Origin of the sequence: Pseudomonas sp. dw_612, assembly GCF_018449725.1 — a bacterium.
Classification (GTDB): domain Bacteria; phylum Pseudomonadota; class Gammaproteobacteria; order Pseudomonadales; family Pseudomonadaceae; genus Aquipseudomonas.
Genome location: NZ_JAAVVC010000004.1, coordinates 256,950 through 280,722, shown reverse-complemented (window position 1 = coordinate 280,722; position 23,773 = coordinate 256,950). Strand labels below are relative to the sequence as shown.

At 60.4% G+C, this 23,773-nt stretch carries 13 protein-coding genes; 5 read left to right on the top strand and 8 right to left on the bottom strand.

Annotated elements, in window-relative coordinates:
* Positions 1-35: 35 nt before the first annotated feature.
* Positions 36-899 carry a LysR family transcriptional regulator gene (locus HB680_RS08865; protein WP_213938122.1) on the bottom strand — a complete coding sequence of 288 codons (864 nt, stop codon included), beginning with the start codon at positions 897-899 and terminating at the stop codon, positions 36-38.
* A gap of 318 nt (positions 900-1,217) precedes the next feature.
* On the opposite strand from HB680_RS08865, the gene HB680_RS08860 reads away from it, so the two are divergent.
* Positions 1,218-3,848 (top strand): glucosidase, encoded by a 2,631-nt coding sequence (locus HB680_RS08860; protein WP_213938121.1) that lies wholly within the window; start codon positions 1,218-1,220, stop codon positions 3,846-3,848.
* Between the two features lie 115 nt (positions 3,849-3,963).
* On the opposite strand, the gene HB680_RS08855 is transcribed toward HB680_RS08860, so the two are convergent.
* The 4 genes from HB680_RS08855 to HB680_RS08840 form a co-directional block, all read right to left on the bottom strand.
* Entirely contained in the window at positions 3,964-5,676 is a 1,713-nt protein-coding gene (locus HB680_RS08855) for a hydrogenase maturation protein (protein WP_213938120.1), read from the bottom strand.
* A 262-nt stretch (positions 5,677-5,938) separates the two neighbouring features.
* On the bottom strand, positions 5,939-7,786 hold the full coding sequence (locus HB680_RS08850; RefSeq protein ID WP_213938244.1) for an amidohydrolase: 1,848 nt from the start codon (positions 7,784-7,786) through the stop codon (positions 5,939-5,941).
* Between the two features lie 282 nt (positions 7,787-8,068).
* Positions 8,069-8,383 (bottom strand): SCP2 sterol-binding domain-containing protein, encoded by a 315-nt coding sequence (locus HB680_RS08845; protein ID WP_008015934.1) that lies wholly within the window; start codon positions 8,381-8,383, stop codon positions 8,069-8,071.
* Positions 8,384-8,447: 64 nt separating this feature from the next.
* Positions 8,448-9,158 carry a histidine phosphatase family protein gene (locus HB680_RS08840; protein ID WP_213938119.1) on the bottom strand — a complete coding sequence of 237 codons (711 nt, stop codon included), beginning with the start codon at positions 9,156-9,158 and terminating at the stop codon, positions 8,448-8,450.
* A gap of 207 nt (positions 9,159-9,365) precedes the next feature.
* On the opposite strand from HB680_RS08840, the gene sohB reads away from it, so the two are divergent.
* The 3 genes from sohB (at position 9,366) to HB680_RS08825 (ending at position 19,343) form a co-directional block, all read left to right on the top strand.
* Positions 9,366-10,388 (top strand): protease SohB, encoded by a 1,023-nt coding sequence (gene sohB, locus HB680_RS08835; RefSeq protein ID WP_213938118.1) that lies wholly within the window; start codon positions 9,366-9,368, stop codon positions 10,386-10,388.
* Positions 10,389-10,624: 236 nt separating this feature from the next.
* The gene (locus HB680_RS08830; RefSeq protein ID WP_346657365.1) at positions 10,625-15,487 is read left to right on the top strand and encodes an NEL-type E3 ubiquitin ligase domain-containing protein; all 4,863 of its coding nucleotides are present in this window, start codon (positions 10,625-10,627) and stop codon (positions 15,485-15,487) included.
* Positions 15,488-15,539: 52 nt separating this feature from the next.
* Positions 15,540-19,343, top strand: coding sequence for a DUF6543 domain-containing protein (locus HB680_RS08825; RefSeq protein WP_213938116.1), 3,804 nt, complete (start codon positions 15,540-15,542; stop codon positions 19,341-19,343).
* Positions 19,344-19,409: 66 nt separating this feature from the next.
* Here HB680_RS08825 and HB680_RS08820 read toward each other — a convergent pair whose 3' ends face one another.
* Positions 19,410-19,904, bottom strand: a complete 495-nt coding sequence (locus HB680_RS08820; RefSeq protein WP_213938115.1) for a DUF934 domain-containing protein — start codon at positions 19,902-19,904, stop codon at positions 19,410-19,412.
* Entirely contained in the window at positions 19,888-21,546 is a 1,659-nt protein-coding gene (locus HB680_RS08815; protein ID WP_213938114.1) for a nitrite/sulfite reductase, read from the bottom strand. The genes HB680_RS08820 and HB680_RS08815 overlap by 17 nt, the downstream gene beginning before the upstream one ends.
* Positions 21,547-22,068: 522 nt before the next feature.
* Here HB680_RS08815 and HB680_RS08810 point away from each other — a divergent pair.
* Positions 22,069-23,142, top strand: coding sequence for an ABC transporter substrate-binding protein (locus HB680_RS08810; RefSeq protein ID WP_213938113.1), 1,074 nt, complete (start codon positions 22,069-22,071; stop codon positions 23,140-23,142).
* A gap of 6 nt (positions 23,143-23,148) precedes the next feature.
* Here HB680_RS08810 and HB680_RS08805 read toward each other — a convergent pair whose 3' ends face one another.
* Positions 23,149-23,367, bottom strand: a complete 219-nt coding sequence (locus HB680_RS08805; protein ID WP_213938112.1) for a DUF2970 domain-containing protein — start codon at positions 23,365-23,367, stop codon at positions 23,149-23,151.
* Positions 23,368-23,773 lie beyond the last annotated feature (406 nt).

Sequence of the window (23,773 nt, the reverse complement as noted above, 5' to 3'; positions counted from 1 at the left end):
GCGAACCTTGAGGGCACAAGCGCCACTTGATGGACTCAGCCCAACGGGTTCCAGCGCTGGGACCAGTCATCGTCGGTCTTGATCACGCCCCGCAGCAGGTCGAACGCCTGTTGCAGGGTCGCCGAATCCCGGTCGCGGGAGTAAACCAGGTAGGTCGGGTAACTGAACTCCGGGGCCTTGGACACGGCTTCGAGCACGCCGCTTTCCAGGTAACTTTGAACCACCCGAGTGCGGAAATAACCGCTGCCGCCGTGTTCCAGCAGGTACTGCAAGGCCAGTGGGCCGAGGTTGAAACTCAAGGCTGCCTTGGCTTTTTCCGGCAGGGCCGCATCGTGTTGGCGACGGAAGTCCGGGCCCCAGTCGATGTACACGTACGGGTCGGGTTGGCCGGCCAGGCGCACGAGGATCAGTTTTTCTTCCAGCACTTGCTCGACTTGCAGGCGCGGCCAGTATTCGGGCTGGTAGACCAGCGCGGCGTCGAGCACCCCCAGTTCCAGTTGGCGCAGCAGGTTTTCGCCGTCGCGGATTTCCATGCGCAGGGCGTGGCTGGGGATCTTCTCCCGCAACTCGGCGGCCCAACTCAGCATTAGCGGGTTGCACAGACTGACTTCGCCGCCGATGTGCAACACGTCGCGGTAGCCTTCGGGCAACGGCAGGTCGCGGCGGGCGGCTTCCCAGGTTTGCACCAGTTGATTGGCGTAGACCACAAACGCCTCGCCGTTCGGCGTCAGGCGTGCGCCGGCGCGGTTGCGCACGAACAGCGTGCTGCCCAATTGGCTTTCGAGTTTCTGCACCCGCGCGGTGATCGCGGTCTGGGTGACGTGGAGTTTTTCCGCCGCGGCGGCGAGGCTGCCGTGACGGACGATTTCCAGGAAGGTGCGGGCGAGGTCGATGTCCATGGGGCGGCCGGAGTCAGAGGTGCCTGCATTGTAAGAGCCGCGAGGGCCTTCGCCTATCTCGAAGCGTGCCTTTGTAGCAGCTGTCGAGCACCGCGAGGCAGCGTTCGGCGGCGAAGCCGTCGTCAAACCGAAGCACGCGGTCTAGCTGAAACACCGCGATGGCTGATTTTGCGACGGCTTCGCCGCCGAACGCTGCCTCGCGGTGCTCGACAGCTGCTACGGGAAGTTTTAGGTAATTCCAACGTGTCAGAGTTTTCACGTTCTACCCAATTCCCGCGCACTACACTGCAACCGTCTCCCGCCCCAACGGACCACCCCATGCCGGCAAAACCCGTCACCAACATTCTCGACACCCCTGAAGGCCAGCGCCTGGCCGGCAGCGAGGCTCAAGACTGGCGCGAGTGGGGGCCTTATTTGAGCGAGCGGCAGTGGGGCACGGTGCGTGAGGATTACAGCTGCGACGGCGACGCCTGGCGTTATTTCCCCCACGAACATGCACGCAGCCGCGCCTATCGCTGGGGGGAGGATGGCCTCGCCGGGTTCTCCGACAAGGCCCAGCACTGGTGCCTGGGACTGGGCTTGTGGAACGAGCGCGACCCGATTCTCAAGGAGCGTCTGTTCGGCCTGAACAACAGCGAAGGCAATCACGGTGAAGACGTCAAGGAGCTGTATTTCTTCGTCGACGGCGTGCCGAGCCATGCCTACATGCGCATGCTCTACAAATACCCGCAGGCCGGGTTTCCCTACGCCGATCTGGTGGCCGAAAACGCCCGTCGGGGCCTGGCCGAGACCGAGTACGAAATCCTCGACAGCGGTGTGTTCGACGACAATTGCTATTTCGACGTGACCGTGGAATACGCCAAGCACACTGCCGACGATATTTTCATGCGCGTCACCGTGCACAACCGCGCCGATCAGCCGGCACGTTTGCAAGTCTTGCCGCAACTGTGGGCGCGCAATACCTGGAGCTGGGTGGTCGATGGGCAGAAACCAAACCTGAGCCTGAATGGCGATCAGATCCTGGCCCAACATCCGCAAGTGCCGGACCGACAAGTGACCGCCTGGGGCGAGGCCGATTGCGAATGGCTGTTCTGCGAAAACCAGAGCAACTTTCCCAAACTCGACGGTGTGCCGGCGGAGGGGCCGTTCAAGGACGGTATCAATGACTTTATCGTCGATGGCGCCACTGAGGCGGTGCGGCATGACCGCGGCACGAAAGTCGCCGCGCATTTCATCCTGAACTTCGACGCCGGCCAAACCCGCAGCGTGTTCCTGCGCTTTGCCCCGGCCGGTTCGCCGCAGATTAACGCTCGCACCTTGTTCGAACGCCGCCGCGCCGAAGCCGATGGTTTCTACGCCGCACTGCAAACCGACATCAAGGACGCCGACGCGCGCAATGTGCAGCGCCAGGCCCTGGCCGGGTTGCTTTGGTCGAAACAGCTCTACTATTTCGACGTCAACCAGTGGCTCGACGGCGATCCGGCGCAACCCGCGCCGCCGCCCGAGCGCACACACATTCGCAACACCCATTGGCGGCACCTGTCGAATTTCGACATTGTCTCGATGCCCGACACTTGGGAATACCCGTGGTATGCCTCGTGGGATCTGGGCTTTCAAGCGGTGGCGTTTGCGCTGATCGATCCGGGGTTCGCCAAGCATCAATTGTTGCTGCTGGTCAAAGACCGTTTCATGCACCCCAACGGCCAGTTGCCGGCCTACGAATGGCGCTTCGACGACGCCAATCCGCCGGTGCACGCCTGGGCCTGCTGGCGCGTGTATCAGCAGGACAAGGCGCTGACCGGGGCAGGGGACATGGACTTCCTCGAACGGATCTTCCACAAGTTGCTGCTGAATTTTTCCTGGTGGGTCAACCGCAAGGACGCCGAGGGTCGCAACCTGTTCCAGGGTGGTTTTCTTGGGCTGGACAACATCGCGCTGTTCGACCGCTCGGCGATTCTGCCGCCCGGTTATCAACTCGATCAGGCCGACGGCACGGCGTGGGTCGCCGCGTATGCCCTGGACCTGATGCGCATCGCTTTGGAACTGGCCAAACGCAACAGCGTGTACGTCGACATCGCGGTGAAGTTTTTCGAACACTTCCTCTACATCGCCGGGGCGATCAATAAAATCGACTCCGACGCTGAAGGCTTGTGGGACGAGCAGGATCAGTTTTTCTACGACGTGTTGCACCGTCCCGACGGGGTAAACGAACCGCTGCGCTTGCGCTCGATCGTCGGTCTGATGCCGCTGTTTGCCGTGCAGGTTCTGGAGCAGCACGAACACGAAGGCCTGCCCGGCTTGCGCGAGCGCTTGCTCGGGTTTATGCGCCATCGCCCGGACCTGGCCAGTCTGGTGTCACGCTGGACGGAACCTGGCGAAGGCAATCGTATGTTGCTGGCGCTGTTGCGCGGTGAACGGACCAAGGACTTGCTCAAGCGCATGCTCGACGAGGGCGAGTTTCTGTCAACCTTCGGCATTCGCTCCTTGTCCAAGGCCTTCGCTGAACAACCCTTCGGCATCCGCATCAACGGCGACAGCCTGTGCGCCCATTACGAACCGGCGGAATCCGAATCGCGGCTGTACGGCGGCAACTCTAACTGGCGCGGGCCGGTGTGGATGCCGATCAACTACATGCTGATCGAATCCTTGCGCGAGTTTCACCGTTACTACGACCAGAACTTCTCGGTGGAATACCCGACGGGGTCGGGGTTTCTCGCTTCGTTGGAAGAGGTGGCGGACAGCTTGAGTCAGCGGCTGACCAGGCTGTTCCTGCGGGATGAAGAGGGCAATCGGCCGTCGATGGCGGGGTATGCACAGTTACAGGCCGACCCGGCGAGTCGCGACCTGGTGTTGTTCCATGAGTATTTCCATGGCGAGACCGGGCGTGGGTTGGGGGCCAGTCATCAGACGGGGTGGACGGCGTTGGTGGCGCTGCTTTTACAGCCCTGAATCCGCGTTATCGTTCTTCGCGAGCAAGCCCGCTCCCACATTGGATCTGTGGCATTCACAAATCCCTTGTGGGAACGGGCTTGCTCGCGAAGAGGCCATCACAAGCGCCGAAAAATCACTCGGCTAACTCAACCTCCTGAGCCCACTGCGCCACCAACCTCCGCGGCGTCCCACACACCGTGCGCTTCGACACAAAATTCCGGCACTTCTCGGCAAACTGCTTCCTGTTCTGCACCATGTCCAAATGCATTTCCTCCAATTCCGCGTTCCGGCAATGCTGCATCAACTGCGTATCGCCGCGCCCCTTGCGCTCGCGAATCGCCGCATACGCCGGATCGTTCAACGCCCCATTGGCCCGCTGCAACAACCACAAACCAAACTCATCCGGGCAACGCGGGCCAATCTCCTGGAGCATGCCCAGTTGCAACGCCTGGGTCGCGCTGACCGGCAGGCATTCTTCAGTGAGTTTTTCCGCCATGGCCCGGCCCACCGCGCGAGGCAGGCTGTAGGTCCAGTATTCGGAGCCGTACAAACCCATGGTTTTGTAGTGTGGGTTGAGCACGATTTCGGCGCGAGCGAAGACGATGTCGGCGGCCAGCGCCAGCATCACACCGCCGGCTCCGGCGCTGCCGGTCAGGCCGCTGATCACCAGTTGCCGGGCAGTCAGCAGTTCCTCGCAGACGTCATCGATGGCCTGAATATTCGCCCAGGCTTCCAGCCCCGGTACCTCGGCAGCTTGAATCACATTCAAATGCACGCCATTGGAAAAACTGCCGCGTCCGCCCTTGATCAGCAAAACCTGGGTGTCCCGAGCTTTGGCCCAACGCAAGGCGTCCACCAGCCGTTGGCACTGCTCGGTGCTCATGGCGCCGTTGTAGAACTCGAAGGTCAGCTCGCCGACCTGCCCGGATTCGCGGTAGCTGATCGGTTGATAGGACTCGGTGTTGAACGGGTGGGACGCAATCGACCAGGCGAGGGTGGGCACTTCGCGCAGTTGTTGCGCGAGCACGTGCCGGGCCGGGCGTTTGAAGGTTTCTTCGCCGGGCAACGGTTTGCGCCGCAACGAACCGATCCACAGGCTGTGATCACCGGTCGCCACCAGCACCGCGTCGTCGTGCACCGCCAGAATCTCCCCCGGCGTACCGCTGCGGGAATCCAGATGCGCGTCATACACGTAGTACTGACCGCCCGCCAGACTGGCCAGCACCCCCGGCTGACCGTCGGCCGCGTCGATGCTGCGTTTGATAAAGCGTGAGCAGTCATGCCAACTGAACGTGCGGTCGGCCTGTTTCATGTTCGGCTGTAAGCGGCCCAGCACCTGGCGCTGGCTGTAATCCACCGGCACTGGTACGAAACCGTTGATGAATTTTTCCACGACCTCGCGGATGCAACGAATCGCCGCGTCGCTGACCCGCCCGTTGTACAGCTCGGATTTGCGCAGGCCTTGGGGCAGGTTGAACTCGCACGTGGCCCAGACCGGCCCGGCGTCCATTTCTTCCACCGCTTGCAACGCGGTGACGCCCCAGCGTTCCAGTTCGTGGGTGATGGCCCAGTCCAGGGCGCTGGCGCCGCGATCACCGACGATGCCCGGGTGGATGATCACCACCGGGCGCCGGGTGTTGCTCCATAGCTGTTGCGACACCCGGTCCTTGAGGAACGGGCAGATCACCAGGTCGGCGCCGCTATGTTCGATTTGCTCGCACACCGCGCCTTCGTCGGTAAACAGCACCACGCTGGGACTGTGCCCGGCCTGACGCAATTCGAGCCAGGCCCGTTGGGTCAGGCCGTTGAAGGCGGATGACAGCAGAATGATCTTCAGTGAACGCATGAGTGCCTCTTCCTTGAAAATGTTCAGCCGTGGGCTCGTAGTGAGCCGTCCCTGGCTTTCGATGGAAGGGCGATAGTAGAGAGTGCGGGGAGGCGGGCTACTGACGGGGATCAAACATTGACAGAACAAAGCAGGACTCGTGTGGGAGCGGGCTTGCTCGCGAAAGCGGTGTGTCAGTCAACATTTGCATCGACTGACCTGACGCTTTCGCGAGCAAGCCCGCTCCCACAGGGGGGATTATGAATGTCAGTGAAACCGGTGTTCAGAAAGCAAAACAGGAGCACCCAAACGCGCCCCAGAATCCCTGGAAGTCGCTGACCGGCGCTGCCGACAACCGCGCCCGTTCATGGCTATGGGCATGCACCGCACACGCCCCGACGCACTGGTGAACCTGCGCCGTCAGCGGCGCCAGCGGTTGCCAGTGCCCTGGCACTTTGGTCACGGGCGACCACTCGGGCACCACCGGGATCGGTGGCGGTGACAGTTTTTCAAACTCGACGCTGCCGTAGACGATCTTGCCATCGACGATGGTCAGCACCGATTCGATCCACTTGATCGCTTCGTCCTCGATGTGAAAGTAGTCCGCTGACAGCGCAATCAAGTCCGCCAGTTGCCCGACCTTGATCTGGCCTTTCTTGCCTTGCTCGGAGGAGAACCAGGCGCTGCCGTGGGTGAACAGCTCCAGCGCCGTGTCGCGGCTAAGGCCTTGCGGGTACAGTTCCAGACCACCGACGGTGCGGCCGCTGACCAGCCAATACATGGAGGTCCAAGGGTTGTAGCTGGAGACCCGCGTAGCGTCGGTGCCGGCGCCGACCGGAATGCCCTCGGCCAGCATGCGGGCGATCGGCGGGGTGTGTTCGGCGGCTTTGGCGCCGTAGCGATCGACAAAGTACTCACCCTGAAACGCCATCCGGTCCTGAATCGCAATGCCGCCGCCGAGGGCTTTGACGCGCTCGATATTCTGCGGGGTGATGGTTTCGGCGTGGTCGAAAAACCATGGCAAACCATCGAACGGAATGTCGCGATTGACCTTCTCGAACACGTCGAGCATGCGGCTGATGGATTCGTTGTAGGTCGCGTGCAGGCGGAACGGCCAGCGCTGTTCGACGAGGTGGCGCACCACCGGTTCCAGTTCCTGCTCCATGGTTTGCGGCAGGTCCGGGCGCGGCTCGAGGAAGTCTTCGAAATCCGCTGCCGAAAACACCAGCATTTCCCCGGCGCCGTTGTGGCGCAGGAAGTCGTCGCCTTGACCGTAATGGGAGGTGTTGGTCCAGTTCTTGAAGTCGGTGAGTTCTTCCTTGGGTTTCTGGGTGAACAGGTTGTAGGCAATGCGCACTGTGAGTTGCTGGTCTTTGGCCAATTGCTGGATGACTTGGTAATCGTCGGGGTAATTCTGATAGCCACCGCCAGCATCGATGGCGCTGGTCAGGCCGAGACGATTGAGTTCGCGCATAAACTGGCGGGTCGAGTTGACCTGATATTCCAGCGGCAACTTCGGCCCCTTGGCCAACGTCGAGTAGAGAATCATCGCATTGGGCCGTGCGATGAGCATGCCGGTCGGGTCGCCGTTCGAATCGCGGACGATTTCTCCGCCGGGTGGGTTCGGCGTGTCACGGGTGTAGCCGACCACTTTCAGCGCGGCGCGGTTGAGCAGGGCGCGGTCGTAGAGGTGCAGGACGAACACCGGGGTATCCGGCGCAGCCTTGTTCAATTCTTCAATCGTGGGCAGGCGTTTTTCGGCGAACTGGAATTCGTTCCAGCCACCCACCACTCGGACCCATTGCGGCGTCGGTGTGCGGTCCGCCTGGTCCTTGAGCATGCGCAAGGCATCGACCAGTGACGGCACGCCTTCCCAGCGTAGTTCAAGGTTGTAATTGAGGCCGCCGCGAATCAGGTGCAGGTGCGAGTCGTTGAGGCCGGGGATCACCGTGCGTCCGTGCAGGTCGATGATCTGCGTGCCGGGACCTTGCAGGGCCATGGCCTGGGCGTCGCTGCCGACCACCACGAAGCGTCCGTCCTTGATCGCCACCGCGCTGGCCTGGGGTTTCTTGCGGTCAACGGTGTGCAAGCGACCGTTGTACAGAATCAGATCGGCCGGGGCATCGGGCATGGTTTTACTCCCTGCGAAAAGTGGGCTGACCCAGGCACCGACGGCACCTGCCGAAAGGCCTTGCAGTACACGGCGGCGGTTGAATCCGTCGTGGTCGTCAGGTGGGCTCATGGCAGCGTTCTCCGCTCGGTGGTTCATCAAAGAACAGCCGATGTCTGACGCATGCGGCCAGAAGGAATATAGACCGCAAAACCGATTCCCGACGCCCAGACGCACGAATCCCGCCATATAGACGGGATTCGCTTGCAGCCAGAGAGGCTCCCCGATCAGGGAGCCGTCATCTTACGAAGGGAACAGCTCGGACAGTTTCATCGCCAGCATCATGTCGCCTTCAGCGCGCAGTTTACCGCCCATGAACGCCTGCATGCCGTCGGTCGAACCGTCGACGATGCCTTCCAGGGTTTCGCCGTCCATCACCAGCGTGACCTGGGCGTCCGGGTTTTCGCCTTCTTGCAGCTCGCAGGTGCTGTCTTTGACGATCAGCGAGAAGTTCTTGGTGTCGTCGATGCGGAAACCGAAGACCAGGTCCAGACCGGCAGCGGCGGCTGGGTTGAACTTGGCTTTCATTGCTTGTACGGCATCAGCTACGGAGGTCATGGTTTGATCCTTTCTTGGGTAATTAGAGCTGGGTGATTACAGCCAGGGTCACAATAGTCCGGACTCAGCGAAACGTGATGAGTTCCGGGGCCTTCAGCAGTTGCAGGTGCGCATGACTGTTGAAGGAAGCCAGAGCCACCTCGCGACCACGGAACTTCAGTTGGTTGAGCGAGGTGTTGACGATTTGCCAGTTGAGCTCAAAGGCCTGCCGGGCAGGCATTTGCGTAATGAGATGGAGCAGGGCGGTGATGGTGCCGCCGGAGGTGAACACGGCGATTTTCTGCGTGTTGTCGGCCTGCTCCAGAATGCGATGCAGACCGGCCTGTACGCGCTCGACAAAGCCCAGCCAACTTTCCAGTCCCGGCGTGTCATAGGTGCCGGCCAGCCAGCGTTCGATGATCAGGGCGAAGATGCGCTGGAACTCGGCGCGGTTTTGCGCGGCGTTGCGCAGGATGTCCAGGGCGTGCGGCTCGTCGTCGAGCATGGCCGGGAGCAAGGCGCGGATCACCGCGTCGGCGTCGAATTCGTTGAAGGCGGAATCGGTTTCCAGGGTCGGCACCGGCAGGCCCACGGCGGCGTACTGTTCCAGTGCGCTATTGGCTGTATGTTGCTGGCGACGCAGGTCCCCCGAGAGGCAGCGATCGAAGCTGACACCCAGCTCAGCGAGGTGCTGGCCGAGGATTTCTGCCTGGCGGACACCGGTCGGCGACAGGACGTCATAGTCGTCTGCACCAAAGGAGGCCTGGCCATGTCGAATCAAGTAGATGCTGCCCACGTCCGCGTCATCCCGGTACGTTGAAGGTTTGGCGAGGTTATGAGGATGACCGTGAGCTGTCAATGAAAAAACATACGCTTGTTTGAAATGCCCGTTACAGGCCTGTTTCCAGAGGTTTCATGGCTGGCCCCAAAGGCGGGGCATGGGTATGCTGGAGTCATTCCGCGCAAGTGTTTCAGCCGCGCATCAGTATTAAAGGAGTCCTGTGTGGAGTTTTTTGCCGAGTACGCCAGTTTCCTGGCCAAGACCGTGACACTGGTGATCGCCATTCTGGTGGTCCTGGCCAGTTTCGCGGCATTGCGCAGCAAGGGTCGGCGCAAGTCAGCCGGTCAGTTGCAGGTCAGCAAACTCAATGATTTCTACAAAGGGCTGCGCGAACGCCTGGAGCAATCCCTGCTCGACAAGGATCAGCTCAAGGCCCTGCGCAAGTCCCAGTCCAAAACCGAAAAAAAACAGAAGAAGAAACCCGAAGCCAAGGCCCGGGTGTTCGTGCTGGATTTCGATGGCGATATCAAGGCGTCCGCCACTGAAAGCCTGCGCCACGAGATCACCGCACTGCTGACCCTCGCCACGCCCAAGGACGAAGTGGTCCTGCGCCTGGAAAGCGGCGGTGGCATGGTCCACAGCTATGGCCTGGCGTCGTCGCAACTGGCGCGTATCCGTGACGCCGGCGTGCCGCTGACCGTGTGCATCGACAAGGTCGCCGCCAGCGGTGGCTACATGATGGCGTGCATCGGCGAGAAAATTATCAGCGCTCCGTTCGCCATTCTCGGCTCCATCGGCGTGGTGGCGCAGTTGCCCAACGTCAATCGCCTGCTGAAAAAGCACGACATCGACTTCGAAGTGCTGACCGCCGGCGAGTACAAGCGCACTCTGACCGTGTTTGGCGAAAACACCGAGAAGGGCCGCGAGAAGTTCCAGGAAGACCTGGACATCACCCACGCGCTGTTCAAGAACTTCGTGTCGCGCTATCGCCCGCAACTGGCCATCAATGAAGTGGCCACCGGCGAGATCTGGCTCGGTATCGCCGCGCTGGATAAACAACTGGTGGACGAACTGAAGACCAGCGACGAATACCTGTCCGAGCGGGCCAAGAGTGCCGAGTTGTTCCACTTGCGCTACGCCGAACGCAAAAGCCTTCAGGAACGGGTCGGCCTGGCCGCCAGCGGTTCCATCGACCGCGTGTTGTTGAGCTGGTGGAGTCGCCTGACTCAACAACGCTTCTGGTAAACCCGACATGAGCCCGGCCACTGAGTGGCCGGGTTTTTTTATGGGCGCCGTTCGGTAGTTTAAGTCGCGGGTCGATGGTGTGGCACAAACAATTAATGAGTGGGCGGTATATAAATATTGTTGGAACTTGAATTGTTGATGTGTTGGCAAAGGTTGTTATCGGTTATTAGCGCTTTTAATTGAAGTGGCTACCGATAGACTCAGTGCCTCTTATCAGTCGCAAGGGTTCACTGGATATGTCGTCAACTTCAACTGCTAATACAACCCTGGATATGACGCCTGAAGAACAAGGGGTTTTTTTCGACTTTTTCAAGCGTAAGGAACTTCCACGCTGGTTGTTACAGGCTGCCGCACCAACGCGCAACGCGCTGCATGCCAGCCTGGTTGCCAGCCATCACTCCCGTGCTGAAGTCTGCAATGCAATGGCCGGGCTGAAAGGCCCGGAAAAGTTCTGCGCCCCTCTATTAGTCAAAGCCATGTCTGATCAGTTGGGAGAACCCCTGGATATAAGAGGTGTTGTTTTTCAACATGTTCGTTCCACTTCAAGTTTGCTTGGGCTAAGGAAAAAACTCACGTTACCCATCGACAGGGATTTACTGGTCGCCGCCTGTGAAAACTTTGAAAGCAGTGAAACACTGGCCAGTAACCAACATGAAAGTTCCTTGATTTACCAACCGGAACGAGTAAATGGAAGAGGCAATAAAGTACTGGCAATCCAGCCCCATGAGTTTGCTCAACTGTGTCGCAAGCTGGATTTGGGCAAGCAATACCAGACGTATCTCGAGAGCGTATTCCAACCTTACGCCACGATCGGCGAGGTTCGAAAAAAATGCGCGGCCCACTCCTTGCGTCAACTCGATGTCGATCGGCACACGGGGTTAATGAAAGGGCACATTGGCGAGGCGGTTTTCCAGATGCTTGGAGAGCTCCTGGAAAACAAGCCGTCGATCAAGCTCGGGCAACAGACCATTGTTCTTAAACGCCTGGAGTTGATGGGACATGCCCTGCATGGCGCCATGCTGATCGTCGCGGCCAACGGTGGGGAGTACGCCGACAACCCTTGCGTGTTGTATTTGCCTGGCGATCCGGACGAACCCTTGAGGGAGTACCCGACCTTCAGGCGATTTGAATCCGGTTTTAGCCAACGACTGCGCTCGGATGGGTTCCAGTCGTTTATCACGGGGTTTATTACGCTGGTGGATCGCGCAGGCTTTCAAGCCATGCTCAAAACCCGTTTGCTCAGGCCGACTAACGGCTGGCTGCTCCCATCCAGCACCGCCTACATCCCCGTGACCGCCGTCACGGTCAATGCCGATCTGTTCACCGAACTCTATCGCCAGCGCGTGATTCGGGTGATGTCGGATGCGCGGCAACTGGTAGTGCCGACCGATGACGAAGACGAGAAAACCCGCGTTGCCCGACTGGAGGGTTACAAGGAGTTGGGTCTCGATATTACGTTGTTCGCCGCCTCGTTCATCCCGGTGATCGGTGAGGTCATGATGGCGGTCGCTGCGGCCCAGCTATTGCTGGGGGTTTACCACGGAATAGAGAGTTGGGCCGCCGGGGAGCAGGAGCAGGCCACGGATTATTTTTTCGACACACTGGAGAATCTCATCGTCACGGCTGCGCTGTCCGCCGGCGCGAGAGCAATGAAAGCATCCTTCCTGAAAGTCCGGGGCTCGAGCTTTGTTGAAACCTTGCGGCAGATCAGGCTGGCCGGTGACGAGGAACGCTTGTGGAAACCGGATTTGCTGCCCTATCGCCAGGACATGACGCTGCCGGCCTGGCTCAAGCCCGACGAAAGAGGGCTGCGCTGGATCAATAATCAGGCGTATCTGGCGATGGGCAAACATGTGTATGCCGTTCGACCGCAGCCAGACAGCGGGTTATGGGAGGTTCATATGCCATCGGCCCGGGAAGGTTACTCGCCGAAGCTCGAAACCAACGATGCGGGTGCATGGCGCCACGATTCCGAGCTGCCCCAGGAGTGGAATCGACTGCAATTATTCCGGCGCATGGGTTACTCGGAGCAGGATATTGCGGATACCAGGGCGCTACAGATTCTTTCGGTCAGTGCCGTCAATGAGTTCGTTTTGCGTCGAGCGTTGATTGATCGCATAAATCCTCCTGCGCTGTTGGTCGATACCGTTCGACGTTTCGCGACCGATCAATCGGTGAGTCAGTTTATCGAACAGTTGCAGGGCGTAACGTCTGCGGCCCTGGCCGATGCCAACCTACAGTTTCGGCTGTTGATGACGTTGAAAAAATGGCCCGCACAGGTCAGCCTCAAGGTCGTCGATGTCGTCGGCCAGACGCTTGAGGCGTTCACTCACGTGGATGCCATCGCGTCGAAAACAACCATCACCCTGACCCAGGCCCAAGTTCAAGAGGGGGGCTTCCATTCGCGCTTGCTGGCAGGGCTCAGTGCTGGCGAAAGGGAACACCTGCTGGGGGCTGCGACCACGGTAGCTGACAAGCAGGTCGAGGCGTTGGTGGGGCTGCTGGCTCAACAGGCTGATCGCAAACGGTTGGAGCTGTTCAACTGGATTTACCAGCGCGGCGTGTCTGCCGATGCCAGCCGTTCCACGCCTTTGCGTAATGAATTTCCCGACCTGCCCAACAGCGTCCTCGATGAACTGGTCCACTACGCCGAAACCAGTGAATGGGATGAGCTGGATGACGGGAAAGTGCCATTGCGTCTTGCCGAAGAAGCGCGTCGATTCCAGCAGGTGGTGCGCATCACTCGGGCCTATGAAGGACTGTACCTGAGCGCTGCCGGCGGGATCGACACCGACCGGTTGGTGTTCAGTGCCCTCCAGCATCTGCCCGGATGGAAAAGCGACATTTATCTTCGTGTGCTGGAGTGGTCATTCCCCACCGAAGAATTTGCCAGCATGGGGTCGGACAATGCCTCGCAAAAACTGCTGATCAGCGCCCATTCTGATCGCTACGAGGCCATGAACGAGGATTACGACGTCCTCAGCTATCTGCCGGGGCGCACCCGCGAGCATTATTTCCAGGCGCTCTGGGAAGGGTTGACGCCTGGACGTCGAGAGGCGTTGGGTGTGACGACTGATGAGCGTGGGGTGGCGCTCAGGGAAAAGATCAGCGCAAAGGCGCTGGAGCGCCACGCAATGGCCGGAGAGACCTTGGGTATCCCTTTCACTCGCGCAGGCTATGTCTCGCCCATGCGTTTGGCTGACCCGTTGCTGGGCGGTGCTGTTAATGCAACGCCGTCCAAACCCGTGACACCGCCGGTCAGGTCTCGCGCATTGATCCATCGGGCTCAAGAGCTTTACCCCACTCAATCAGGGGAGCAGATCAATCTGTTACTGGCAGGGTTGGGACACGTCGAGGTACTGGCCGCCAGAACGCTGGAGAACCTCAGGCTCGAGTTCCTGAAAATCATCGAAGTGCTGCAAAGCTGGGTCGGGCGCGAAACCTGGTATCACGCGCCGGACGGGCAGCGCCTCAAAGTCTCGACGCTCGCCAAAAACCGGATCGCCGGGGAAATCATCCGTTGCTGGCGCAAAGAGACCCCGAGCACGCTGACCCTCGACGGCAGGCTGTATGAGCTGACGTTGTCGCCGCTGCAAGTGGGGGACATGCCCGTGATCACGGGCGATTTCAGCCATGTCGGCACGCTGGTCATGGATCGCATCGGCAGCAGCGCCGGGCTGAACAGCTTTCTGCACAACTTCAAACAACTGCGACACCTGTCTATGGCCGGCAATCAGCAAACCCGGCTGGCGCAGGCTATTGGCAACATGTCCCGTCTCGAAACCCTGGACCTGAGTGACAACCAGATTCAGCTAACGCACGCTTCAGTCGATCAACTGGCGGGATTGACCCGCCTCAAGAGCCTGAACCTGCGCAATAATCCGACCCTGGGCCAGACGCCCAATGTCGCGCAAATGGTGCAACTCGAGCGACTGGACCTGTGTAATACCAAGATCAGTCAGTGGCCTGAAGGGGCGAGCGGGCTGAACCACTTGCGTGTCCTGGACCTGCGTTACAACCGTATCAGCAAGATCCCCGAAGACGTGTTTGCCGCTGCGGGCCGGTTGAACAGAGGCACCGATATCGCCGGCAATCCATTGACCCCCGAGACGCAGCGGCAGGTGGCGGCTTATCAGTTGACCGCCGAAATCAGTCTCGGCCTGATGATGACGGGGCAATCCCTGGAGCTGGCGGAAGCGGTGGCGGACATGAGCATGAGTTCGACCTGGCTGACCGGCGTCACCAGCGAGGAGGCGGTGCGAAAGCGTTTGTTATGGAGTGCGTTGCTGGCCTACCCGGAAGGTCAGCCGTTCTTTTCGCTGCTGACGCGGCTGCGCTATACCGCGGATTTCCGCATGGTCTATCGCTCGTTGAGCCTGCGGGTCTGGGACGTGGTGTCGGCGGCGGCCGAAGACGATGCGCTGCGTCGAACGCTGTTCCGCATGGCCAGCACCGGCCGCAGCAGTGCCGACGGGATTTCACTGTTGTTCAGCGACTTGCATGTACGGGTGTTGTGCTACCGGGCCATGAACGCCGCCAGAACCGGGATCAATGCGCTGGAAGGTGAGCTGGCCATGTTGCTGCGCGGGCTGTTCCGGTTGCAGGAAGTCGAGCGGTATGCGCTGAGAAACATTCTCTCGCGCCGCCGAACCGGCCCGTTGACCGGCGAACATGCCATGGAGATCAGCCTGGCCTTTCGGGTGGGCCTGGCCGAACGCCTGAATCTGCCCGCGCAGCCCCGGGAGATGAACAATCGCCTGAATGTGGATGTGATTCCACCGACCCTCGATTGGGTATACGCCGAGGTGGTGAAGGCCGAGCATTCAACGCTGTTGACCGATTGGATCACCGATCAGGAGTTTTGGACCGAATACCTGGAAAGTACGCATCGCGAACACTTTTCCGAAATCCTCATCAACGCCGCGCGCGCCTTTGCGCAACTTGACGGCCAACTGCATTACACCCGAGAGCAGTTCAACCAAAGCATGAACGCCATCGTCACCAACTACGCCAATGAGCGCACCACGTTGATCAGGCAGTTCACGACGCAAGCGTTGCAACGTCACCCGGGCCTTGAACTGCCGGTGGTTGCCGGATAACGCAGACGATAGCGAACCCATAAACGGAGCCTGATCAATGCAAGGATTGCACATGAACACGGTTGAAAAACGCAGCACGCAAACCGGGATTTCCAGCCTGGCGCTGGACGCTGTCCTGCCCATGACTGTTACGCAGTACGCGGCAAAATTGATCCGCCAGCGCTGGGGCGACGAGCCTTCGAAGGCGCTGTTGGTGGACCTCAATTACGATTTTTATGGCTACCCGGCCGTCGGCAACGTTCATTTGGGCCGGGTCAATACCTCGCAACCGCTGGTTCAAGCCTTGCTCGATAATTACCAGACCGTGGGCGCCGGGCGATTCGGCGAGACTGCCTTTGGTTTGTACACGCCGCCGGTGGTGGGGCCTGCGGTGCGTGTTGTCAGCATTGATGAATCGATCAACCCCGGCGGCGGCTTTCGCGACTACGAAGGCATCTACCGCCGGACAACGCCCCAAGCCTACGGGCCGCAGACGCAATTGGCGCTGCAACCCGCCGAATTCAAGCGCTGGGTCTGGGAACTGGAATTCAAGGACCTGTACAGCGCTTATGTGCGGGCGGCGTGGCCCAGCGACGAGACCATGCTCGGTGCCGCAGCCTATCCGCTGCGCACGGCGGTCAAAGCCGCTTTTGTCATGGCGGCCTGGTTGCAGCGGCAGGAAAACAGCTTGAGCGAAGCAGGGCTCGGTCTGGCGCTGCGCGCCGCTGGGCTAGAAGGACACCAGGCATGGGCGCAATTGACGGTCGAGCAAATGCAGGTGCGAGCGCCGATTGCGCCCTCCGTGGAAGCGGCGCGGCTGCTGATCTATCGCTACACCTCCAGCGATATCTGGAGTTTCAAGGACCGGGCCAGCGGCCGGATTGTGCTGTACGTGCCGGGGAACTCCTCGCCGTTCCATGAGTTTGCCGATCTCCACGCCTTGCACGAATGGCTGGTCGATATCGGTCGGGACAGCCGCCGGCGTCAGGCGTTGGCTGCGCATTTTGCCGAGGATGATCGCGAGGACGGCACCTTTCATGCCGGCGTACTGACCGCACTGGAGGGCATGGCCACCTATCCTCGGCAATACCAGATGAAAAAGGGTCATGGCTTCTTCAACAACGACGGTTACTGGGCGGCGGCGGATTACATTGCTCTGCAAGCGCCAGAGCACGCGACAGATCCGTTTGCTGATTGGGTGCAGGGCATGAAGCAAGCGGCCGAGGCCAGCATCGAGCGTATTCGGGACAATGCCCAGGTCAATCGGGACAACCTGAGTGCCGTGGTCGAGCCGATCGCCCAATGGATCGAGAAGTTCGCTCCGCTGGCCCTGTTCGTTCCCGGCGGTGAGGGCTTGCTGGCCCTCGCCGGGCTGATCGATGCCGGTTACGGATTGGCGCAAGCGGTGGAGGGCAAGACCTCCGAGGAACGATCGGCCGGGGTGACCCGCACGGTCTTCGGTTTGCTCAATGCGCTGCCGATTGCCATGACGGGCGCGGTGGCGAAGACCGAAGAGAGCGCAGTGGCGGACACGCTTCGAGTGCCGGAGCAGCGCGTCGTGCCCGAGGTGATCGATACTCCGGGGGGCGTTTCGGCACCGTCGATGGCCCTCGGCGAGCGCCTGCGCCTGCTGCGTGGTCTGGGGCCTGCGGTCGAGTCCTTCAGCGATGAGGTGTTGAGTCAGATCGGTCGTGTCAGCGATATCGACAATAACCTGCTGGCCCAGATGCAGACCGGACGTCGTCCGCCGACACCAATCCTGGCGGACACGCTCATGCGCTTTCGCATCGACCAGGAAGTGCGGCAGGACGCCGGGCTGTTCGCGCAACGCTACGCGGCTCTTCAGCACTCGGAAAATGCGTGGGTAAAGCTGTTCCAGCAGCACTATCCCGGCCTGCCAAAAAGCGCCATCGAACAGATACTCGACCGCGCCGGCGTGGACATCGAGGCGCCGCATTCCCTGACTGACGCCAAGCGCGTACTGAGCCAATTGAGCGCCAAGGCCACGCAGTATGAGCTGCATGTCCGCTTGAGCCGGGCCTATGAAGGTTTGTATCTGTCCTCGGTCGAACAGGCCGACAGTGATGTGCTGGCCTTGCATTCGCTGGCGCGGCTACCGGGATGGCCGCCACTTGCGCGCCTTGAAGTCGTTGACGGCGCCTCGGGCGATGCGCCAGTGCTGGACAGCATCGGTCCGCGCGGCGGCCGCACGCGTCAGATCATCAAGCACGGTTCGCGCTATCAGGTTAACCCGCCGTTCATGGGCCAGACCGTGGACTTCCCGACCGCACTGCTGGAAGCGCTGCCAGCCGAACAACGCGCGGCGCTGGGTCTGCGTCTGGACAGTGCGCTTGAGGATTTGCGCTTGAAATTACGGGACGGCGCCTTACCCCGCGCTGAGCTGGAAACGGGTTTGCGTCGGATGGATGCGGGCATGCCCTTCGAGAGCAACGGTTTGCGCGGCGGCGGCTTTCCGCAGACGCCCCAAGGCGAGGCGCTGTCCCTGGATATCATGAAGCTGCAACTGCAAGAAATTTACCCAGGCATGCCGTCGCAAGAGGCCGAGATGCTCCTGCAAGGCTGGGGCGCCAGCGCGCAGTTCCGATTGGCGAGCCTCAATCTGCAGTTGCAGCAGTTACGCATCAATCTGGTGGAATGGATCGAACAGGCCGACGCCGATGCCGAAGACATGGACATCGATTTGCTCGAGCCGGGTCAGGAGCAAGCCCGGGGCTTGGACCCGGCCGACATCCAAGAGGAAAACGACCAACGTGTCGGCGATGCGGCGGAGTATGAACGCCGTACCCGAATCGAACTGGCGACGGAACTGGAAGCCCTGTGGCAGAAGCGGGGGGCGTCGGCCAATCGTGTGTATGCCGACGGCCAATTTGTCGGCTTTCGCCTCGATCTGGACCACGAGGAGTTTCACCGCTTGCCCAGTCTCAACGTCAAGTTGCTGGATGTCGTGGAGTTGTCAGCCTCGAATTTGGACCTGGGTCGGCCTGAGACCTTGTCGGGATTTCTGGAGTGTTTCCCCAACCTGCGCGCGCTGGACCTGGAGGCGACCGATTTGCGGATCCCGCAGCCGGACGGCGGGTTCAGCGCTGGTCTGCCTGACGCTGTGAGGCAACTGACCGGGCTCACCCGCCTGAACCTCAAGGGCACCCATTTGAGGTTCACCGAGCCAACGGCCGGGAGCCTGAGCCAACTGAGTCGCCTCGCAGAACTCGACCTGAGCGACAACCCGCTGGGCGTGCCGCCGCTGGTGTTGCAGATGCCGGCCTTACGGCGGTTGAACCTGCGGGCCAGCGGCATTCGTGTCTGCCCGGTGGGTGTCCTCGATCACCCGTACTTGCAGCGTCTTGATCTGCGGGACAACCTGATCAACCGGGTGCCCGACGCGATCAGAAAGCAGTCCGTGGCCCCGGATATTCTGTGGCTGGCGGGCAACCCGTTGAGCGATGAGGACTCGTTGCGCTGGGTGATGACCCATCGGCAGCAGTCTGGGATCAACGTCTGGATGGGGCCGCTGAACCGCGATATGAACCGGCCGCAGGCCTGGTTGGCCGGGCTTTCGCCGCAGGAGGCTGGCGTGCGGATCGAGCGTTGGGATCGGCTGCTGACGAAGGTCGGCAGCGAGCGCTTTTTCGACACGCTGGAGGCCATGCGGCGCACGGCTGACTTTCAAGTGGACTACGTGCCGCTGCAACAACGGATATGGCGGATGGTGGACGCCATGGACGCGTCACCGACGCTGCCTCAGCGCCTGTTTTTGGAGGCGCAATGGGCGCCCGTTAGTCGGGATGACCCATTTACCAGCCTGGCCAGGCTGGAAGAGCGCATCACGGCGTATCAGGCCTCGGTGCCGGGGCAGTAGGTTTGCGGCAGGCGAAAAAAAACCTTGGGTCCCGGCGCAATGCCAGGGCCCAAGGCCTTTTAGCCATCAGCGGCGACGGAACAACGGCAGCGGTTCGTCAGTGGCGGCTTGGTACGTCACCGAGAAATCCTTGAGGCTTTCAAGGGCTTCGTACGGGTCTTTGTCGGCGCGCAACGCAAAAGCGTCGAAACCGCAACGGCGCAGGTAGAACAACTGATCGCGCAGCACATCGCCAATCGCCCGCAGTTCGCCTTTGAAACCATAACGGTCCCGCAGCAGACGGGCGTTGGAGTAGTTGCGGCCATCGGTGAACGCCGGGAAGTTCAGGGCGATGACCTGGAAGTTCTCCACGTCGTCACCGATTTCCTCGGCTTCTTCATCGGCGTCCAGCCACACACCCAGGCCGCCATCGCGGGCCTTGAGCATACGGCCGTGTTCGCGCCACAGCGCCAGCGGCACGATCAGGTCGTCGCAGTTGCTGATCTCGTCGATGTTGAAATCCTTGGGCAGCAAGTGCCAGGTTTCGTCGACGACTTCGTTGTTCTTAATGATTCGCTGCATAGACGCGCTCCTTGAAGAGGTCGATGCCAATACGCTGATAGGTGTCGATGAAGCGTTCGTCTTCGTGACGTTGTTCGATGTACACGTTGATCAGCTTCTCGATCACATCAGGCATGGCTTCCTGGGCGAAGGACGGGCCGAGGATCTTGCCCAGGCTGGCGTCACGGCTGGCGCTGCCGCCGAGGGAAACCTGGTAGAACTCTTCGCCTTTCTTGTCCACCCCGAGGATGCCGATGTGGCCGACGTGGTGGTGACCGCAGGCGTTCATGCAACCGGAGATGTTCAGGTCCAGCTCGCCGATGTCGAACAGGTAGTCCAGGTTGTCGAAACGACGCTGGATCGATTCGGCAATCGGGATCGACTTGGCGTTGGCCAGGGAGCAGAAATCGCCGCCAGGGCAGCAGATGATGTCGGTCAGCAAGCCAATGTTCGGCGTGGCGAAACCTTGCTCGCGCAATTCGCCCCACATCGCGAACAGTTGCGACTGTTCAACGTCGGCCAGAATGATGTTCTGCTCGTGGGAGGTGCGCAGTTGACCGAAGCTGTAACGCTCGGCCAGATCGGCCACGGCGTCGAGCTGCTTGTCGGTGATGTCGCCCGGTGCAACACCGGTCGGCTTCAGGGACAGGGTCACGGCCACATAACCCGGCTTCTTGTGGGCCAGGGTGTTGCGGGTGCGCCAGCGGGCGAAGCCCGGGTGTTCTTTGTCGAGCGCGGCCAGTTCGGCAGCCTGGTTGTCCAGTGCCTTGTAGTCCGGGTCGACGAAGTGCTTGGCCACGCGATGCACTTCGGCCTCGGTCAGCGTGGTCTGGCCACCGCGAAGGTGTTCCATTTCCGCATCGACTTTTTGCGCGAAGACTTCAGGGGTCAAGGCTTTGACGAGGATCTTGATCCGTGCCTTGTACTTGTTGTCGCGACGGCCGTAGCGGTTGTAGACCCGCAGGATGGCGTCGAGGTAGCTCAACAGTTCCTGCCATGGCAGGAACTCATTGATGAACGCACCCACCACCGGCGTACGGCCGAGGCCACCACCGACCAGCACACGGAAACCCAGTTCGCCAGCGGCGTTGTGCACCGGCTCAAGACCGATGTCATGGACTTCAATGGCCGCACGGTCGGAGGTCGAACCGTTGATGGCGATCTTGAATTTGCGCGGCAGGTAGGCGAATTCCGGGTGGAAAGTGGTCCACTGACGGACGATTTCGCACCACGGACGCGGGTCGATCAACTCGTCGGCAGCGACGCCGGCGAACTGGTCGGTGGTGACGTTGCGCAGGCAGTTGCCGCTGGTCTGGATCGCGTGCATCTGCACGGTGGCCAGTTCGGCAAGGATGTCTGGAATGTCTTCCAGTGCCGGCCAGTTGAACTGCACGTTCTGCCGGGTACTGATGTGGGCATAGCCCTTGTCGTAGTCACGGGCAATCCTGGCCATCATTCGCGTCTGGCGCGAAGTCAGTTGGCCGTAAGGCACCGCCACCCGCAACATCGGGGCGAAACGCTGGATATAAAGGCCATTTTGCAGGCGCAGGGGGCGGAATTCTTCTTCGCTCAGCTCGCCTGCCAGATAGCGTCGGGTCTGATCACGGAACTGCTTGACGCGGTCCTCGATGATCCGCTGATCGTACTCGTCGTATACGTACATATAAGTCCTGTTCTCAGGCTTGGGCCGGTCGGTTCCAGTTGCGTTTTTCGCTTGCTGAAGTCTCCGATACTGCCTCGGCAATTCTGCGCGCACGGCCGCGCACTCCCTACGGAGCCGGGGCAAGATACCAGTTTGCAGTTATGCGCAAAAGTGATGTTTGAGTATATGTAAAGAACCAAAACGACTAACGAGAACCGTTATTACTAAACCCCTATTTGTGGTGAGGGCAATCGTCGTCTTTACTGTGGTCGAGTCTTTATGCAATCACCGATAAAACCGACAAGAGGCGATGCAATGAGCAACCCTACCAAAGCAAGGAAAAACGATAGTACCGTTGACGCTTGGGCGATTTTGTTCCTGATTATCCTGGTCGTAGGAACCGCCGTTTTCTGGGTCAGCCACCAATAGCGACCCCGTCCGGGCCCGGTTCCGACGATTGTCGGACAAAAACCGGAATAAACCCCGTTTTTCGGGCGTTCGCTGGCTATAATGCGCGGCGAATTTCCGGGGCTCGGACGATTAATGTTGAAGTTTCTGTGTGGTGTGCTGCTGACGCTTGGCTCGGTCCTCGGACCCTGCGCCCAAGCGGCATCGGTGCTGTTCCTGAATCCGGGAAGTAACACCGAAGCCTTCTGGATCAGCTATTCGCAATTCATGCAGGCAGCGGCCAAGGATTTGGGCATGGACCTGCGGATTCTCTATTCCCAGCGCATGCCCGAATTGACCATCGCCCAGGCCCGCACAGCGTTGCAGGGGCCGGATCGTCCGGACTATCTGGTGTTCGCCAACGAACAATACGTCGCTCCGCAAATCCTGCGCCTGGCCCAGGGTAGCGGGGTGAAGCTGTTCATGGTCAACGCATCGCTCACCGACAATCAATTGAGCCTGCTGGGTGAGCGCCCGGATCGCTTGGGCAGCCTGGTGCCCAACGACGAGGAGGGCGGCTACTTGATGCTCAAGGAACTGATCCGTCAGCATCCACCCGCGACCCCCGGCCAACCCATCGAGTTACTGGCGTTTTCCGGCCTGAAGATCACGCCTTCGGCGCAGCTTCGGGAAAAAGGTATGCTGCGGGCCTTGGCCGAACACCCGGAAGTGCGCCTGCGCCAACTGGTGTACAGCGGCTGGACCCGTGAACGGGCTTATGAGCAGGCGAGAATGCTGTTTCACCGTTATCCGAAAGTGTCGCTGGTGTGGTCAGCCAATGACGAGATGGCGTTCGGCGCCATGCAGGCGTATGCGGAGATGGGCGGCACGCCGGGCAAGGATGGCTTGTTCAGCGCCTTCAATACCTCACCCGCCGCGTTGAAGGCCGTGGTTGATGGCCGCTTGAGTGTGTTGTTGGGCGGGCATTTCACCCTGGGTGGCTGGGCGATGGTGGAGTTGCATGACATTGATCAGGGCGTGGAGCTGAACCAGTACGGTGGCCGTGACCGGCAGATTCCGTTGCTGCAACTGATCGACAAGGCCCAGGCCCGGCGGATGCTGGCCATGGGCGATTCGCCGGACTTCGGCGTGGACTTCCGGCATTTGTCGGCCAAGGGGCGGCCGACGTCCTATCGTTACCCGTTCAGCCTGCAAACGTTGATGCGCTGATCGCGCTCAAACCCCGGCCAAGGCCAGCACCAGTTTCACGATGCCAAACAGCGTCAGCACGAAGATTGCCGTGAACAAAACCCCCAGAATCACGAAATGACTCGGCTTGCCGTGGGTAAAGTCGCGAGCGCGATTCTTCCCGCTCTGCACCCCGAACGCCGCCGCGACCACGCTGTGCAACATTTGCCATAAAGTGGGCGGCTTGTTGTCGACCGGATCGTCCATAAATCCCTCGTCATATTGGTGTGAGCCGTAAGCATAGCCAATCACCACGAAACCTGTAGGAGCAAGGCTTGCCCGCGAGGGGGCCATCCCAATCAACATCATCGTTGACTGACACACCGTCATCGCGGGCAAGCCTTGCCCCTACAGTTGATCGGTGTTGAACCGGGGGTTTATGAACGCCCCAAAACCCCTGTGGGAGCAAGGCTTGCTCGCGAAGGGGGCATCACATTCAACACATTCGCTGACGGTTACACCGCTTTCGCGAGCAAGCTCGCTCCCACACTGGTTCGGGGTGGAACCGGGTATTTGTGATCGACCACAAAACAACTGTGGGAGCGGGCTTGCCCGCGAAGAGGCCATCACATTCAACATCTTCGTTGACTGTCACACCGCATTCGCGGGCAAG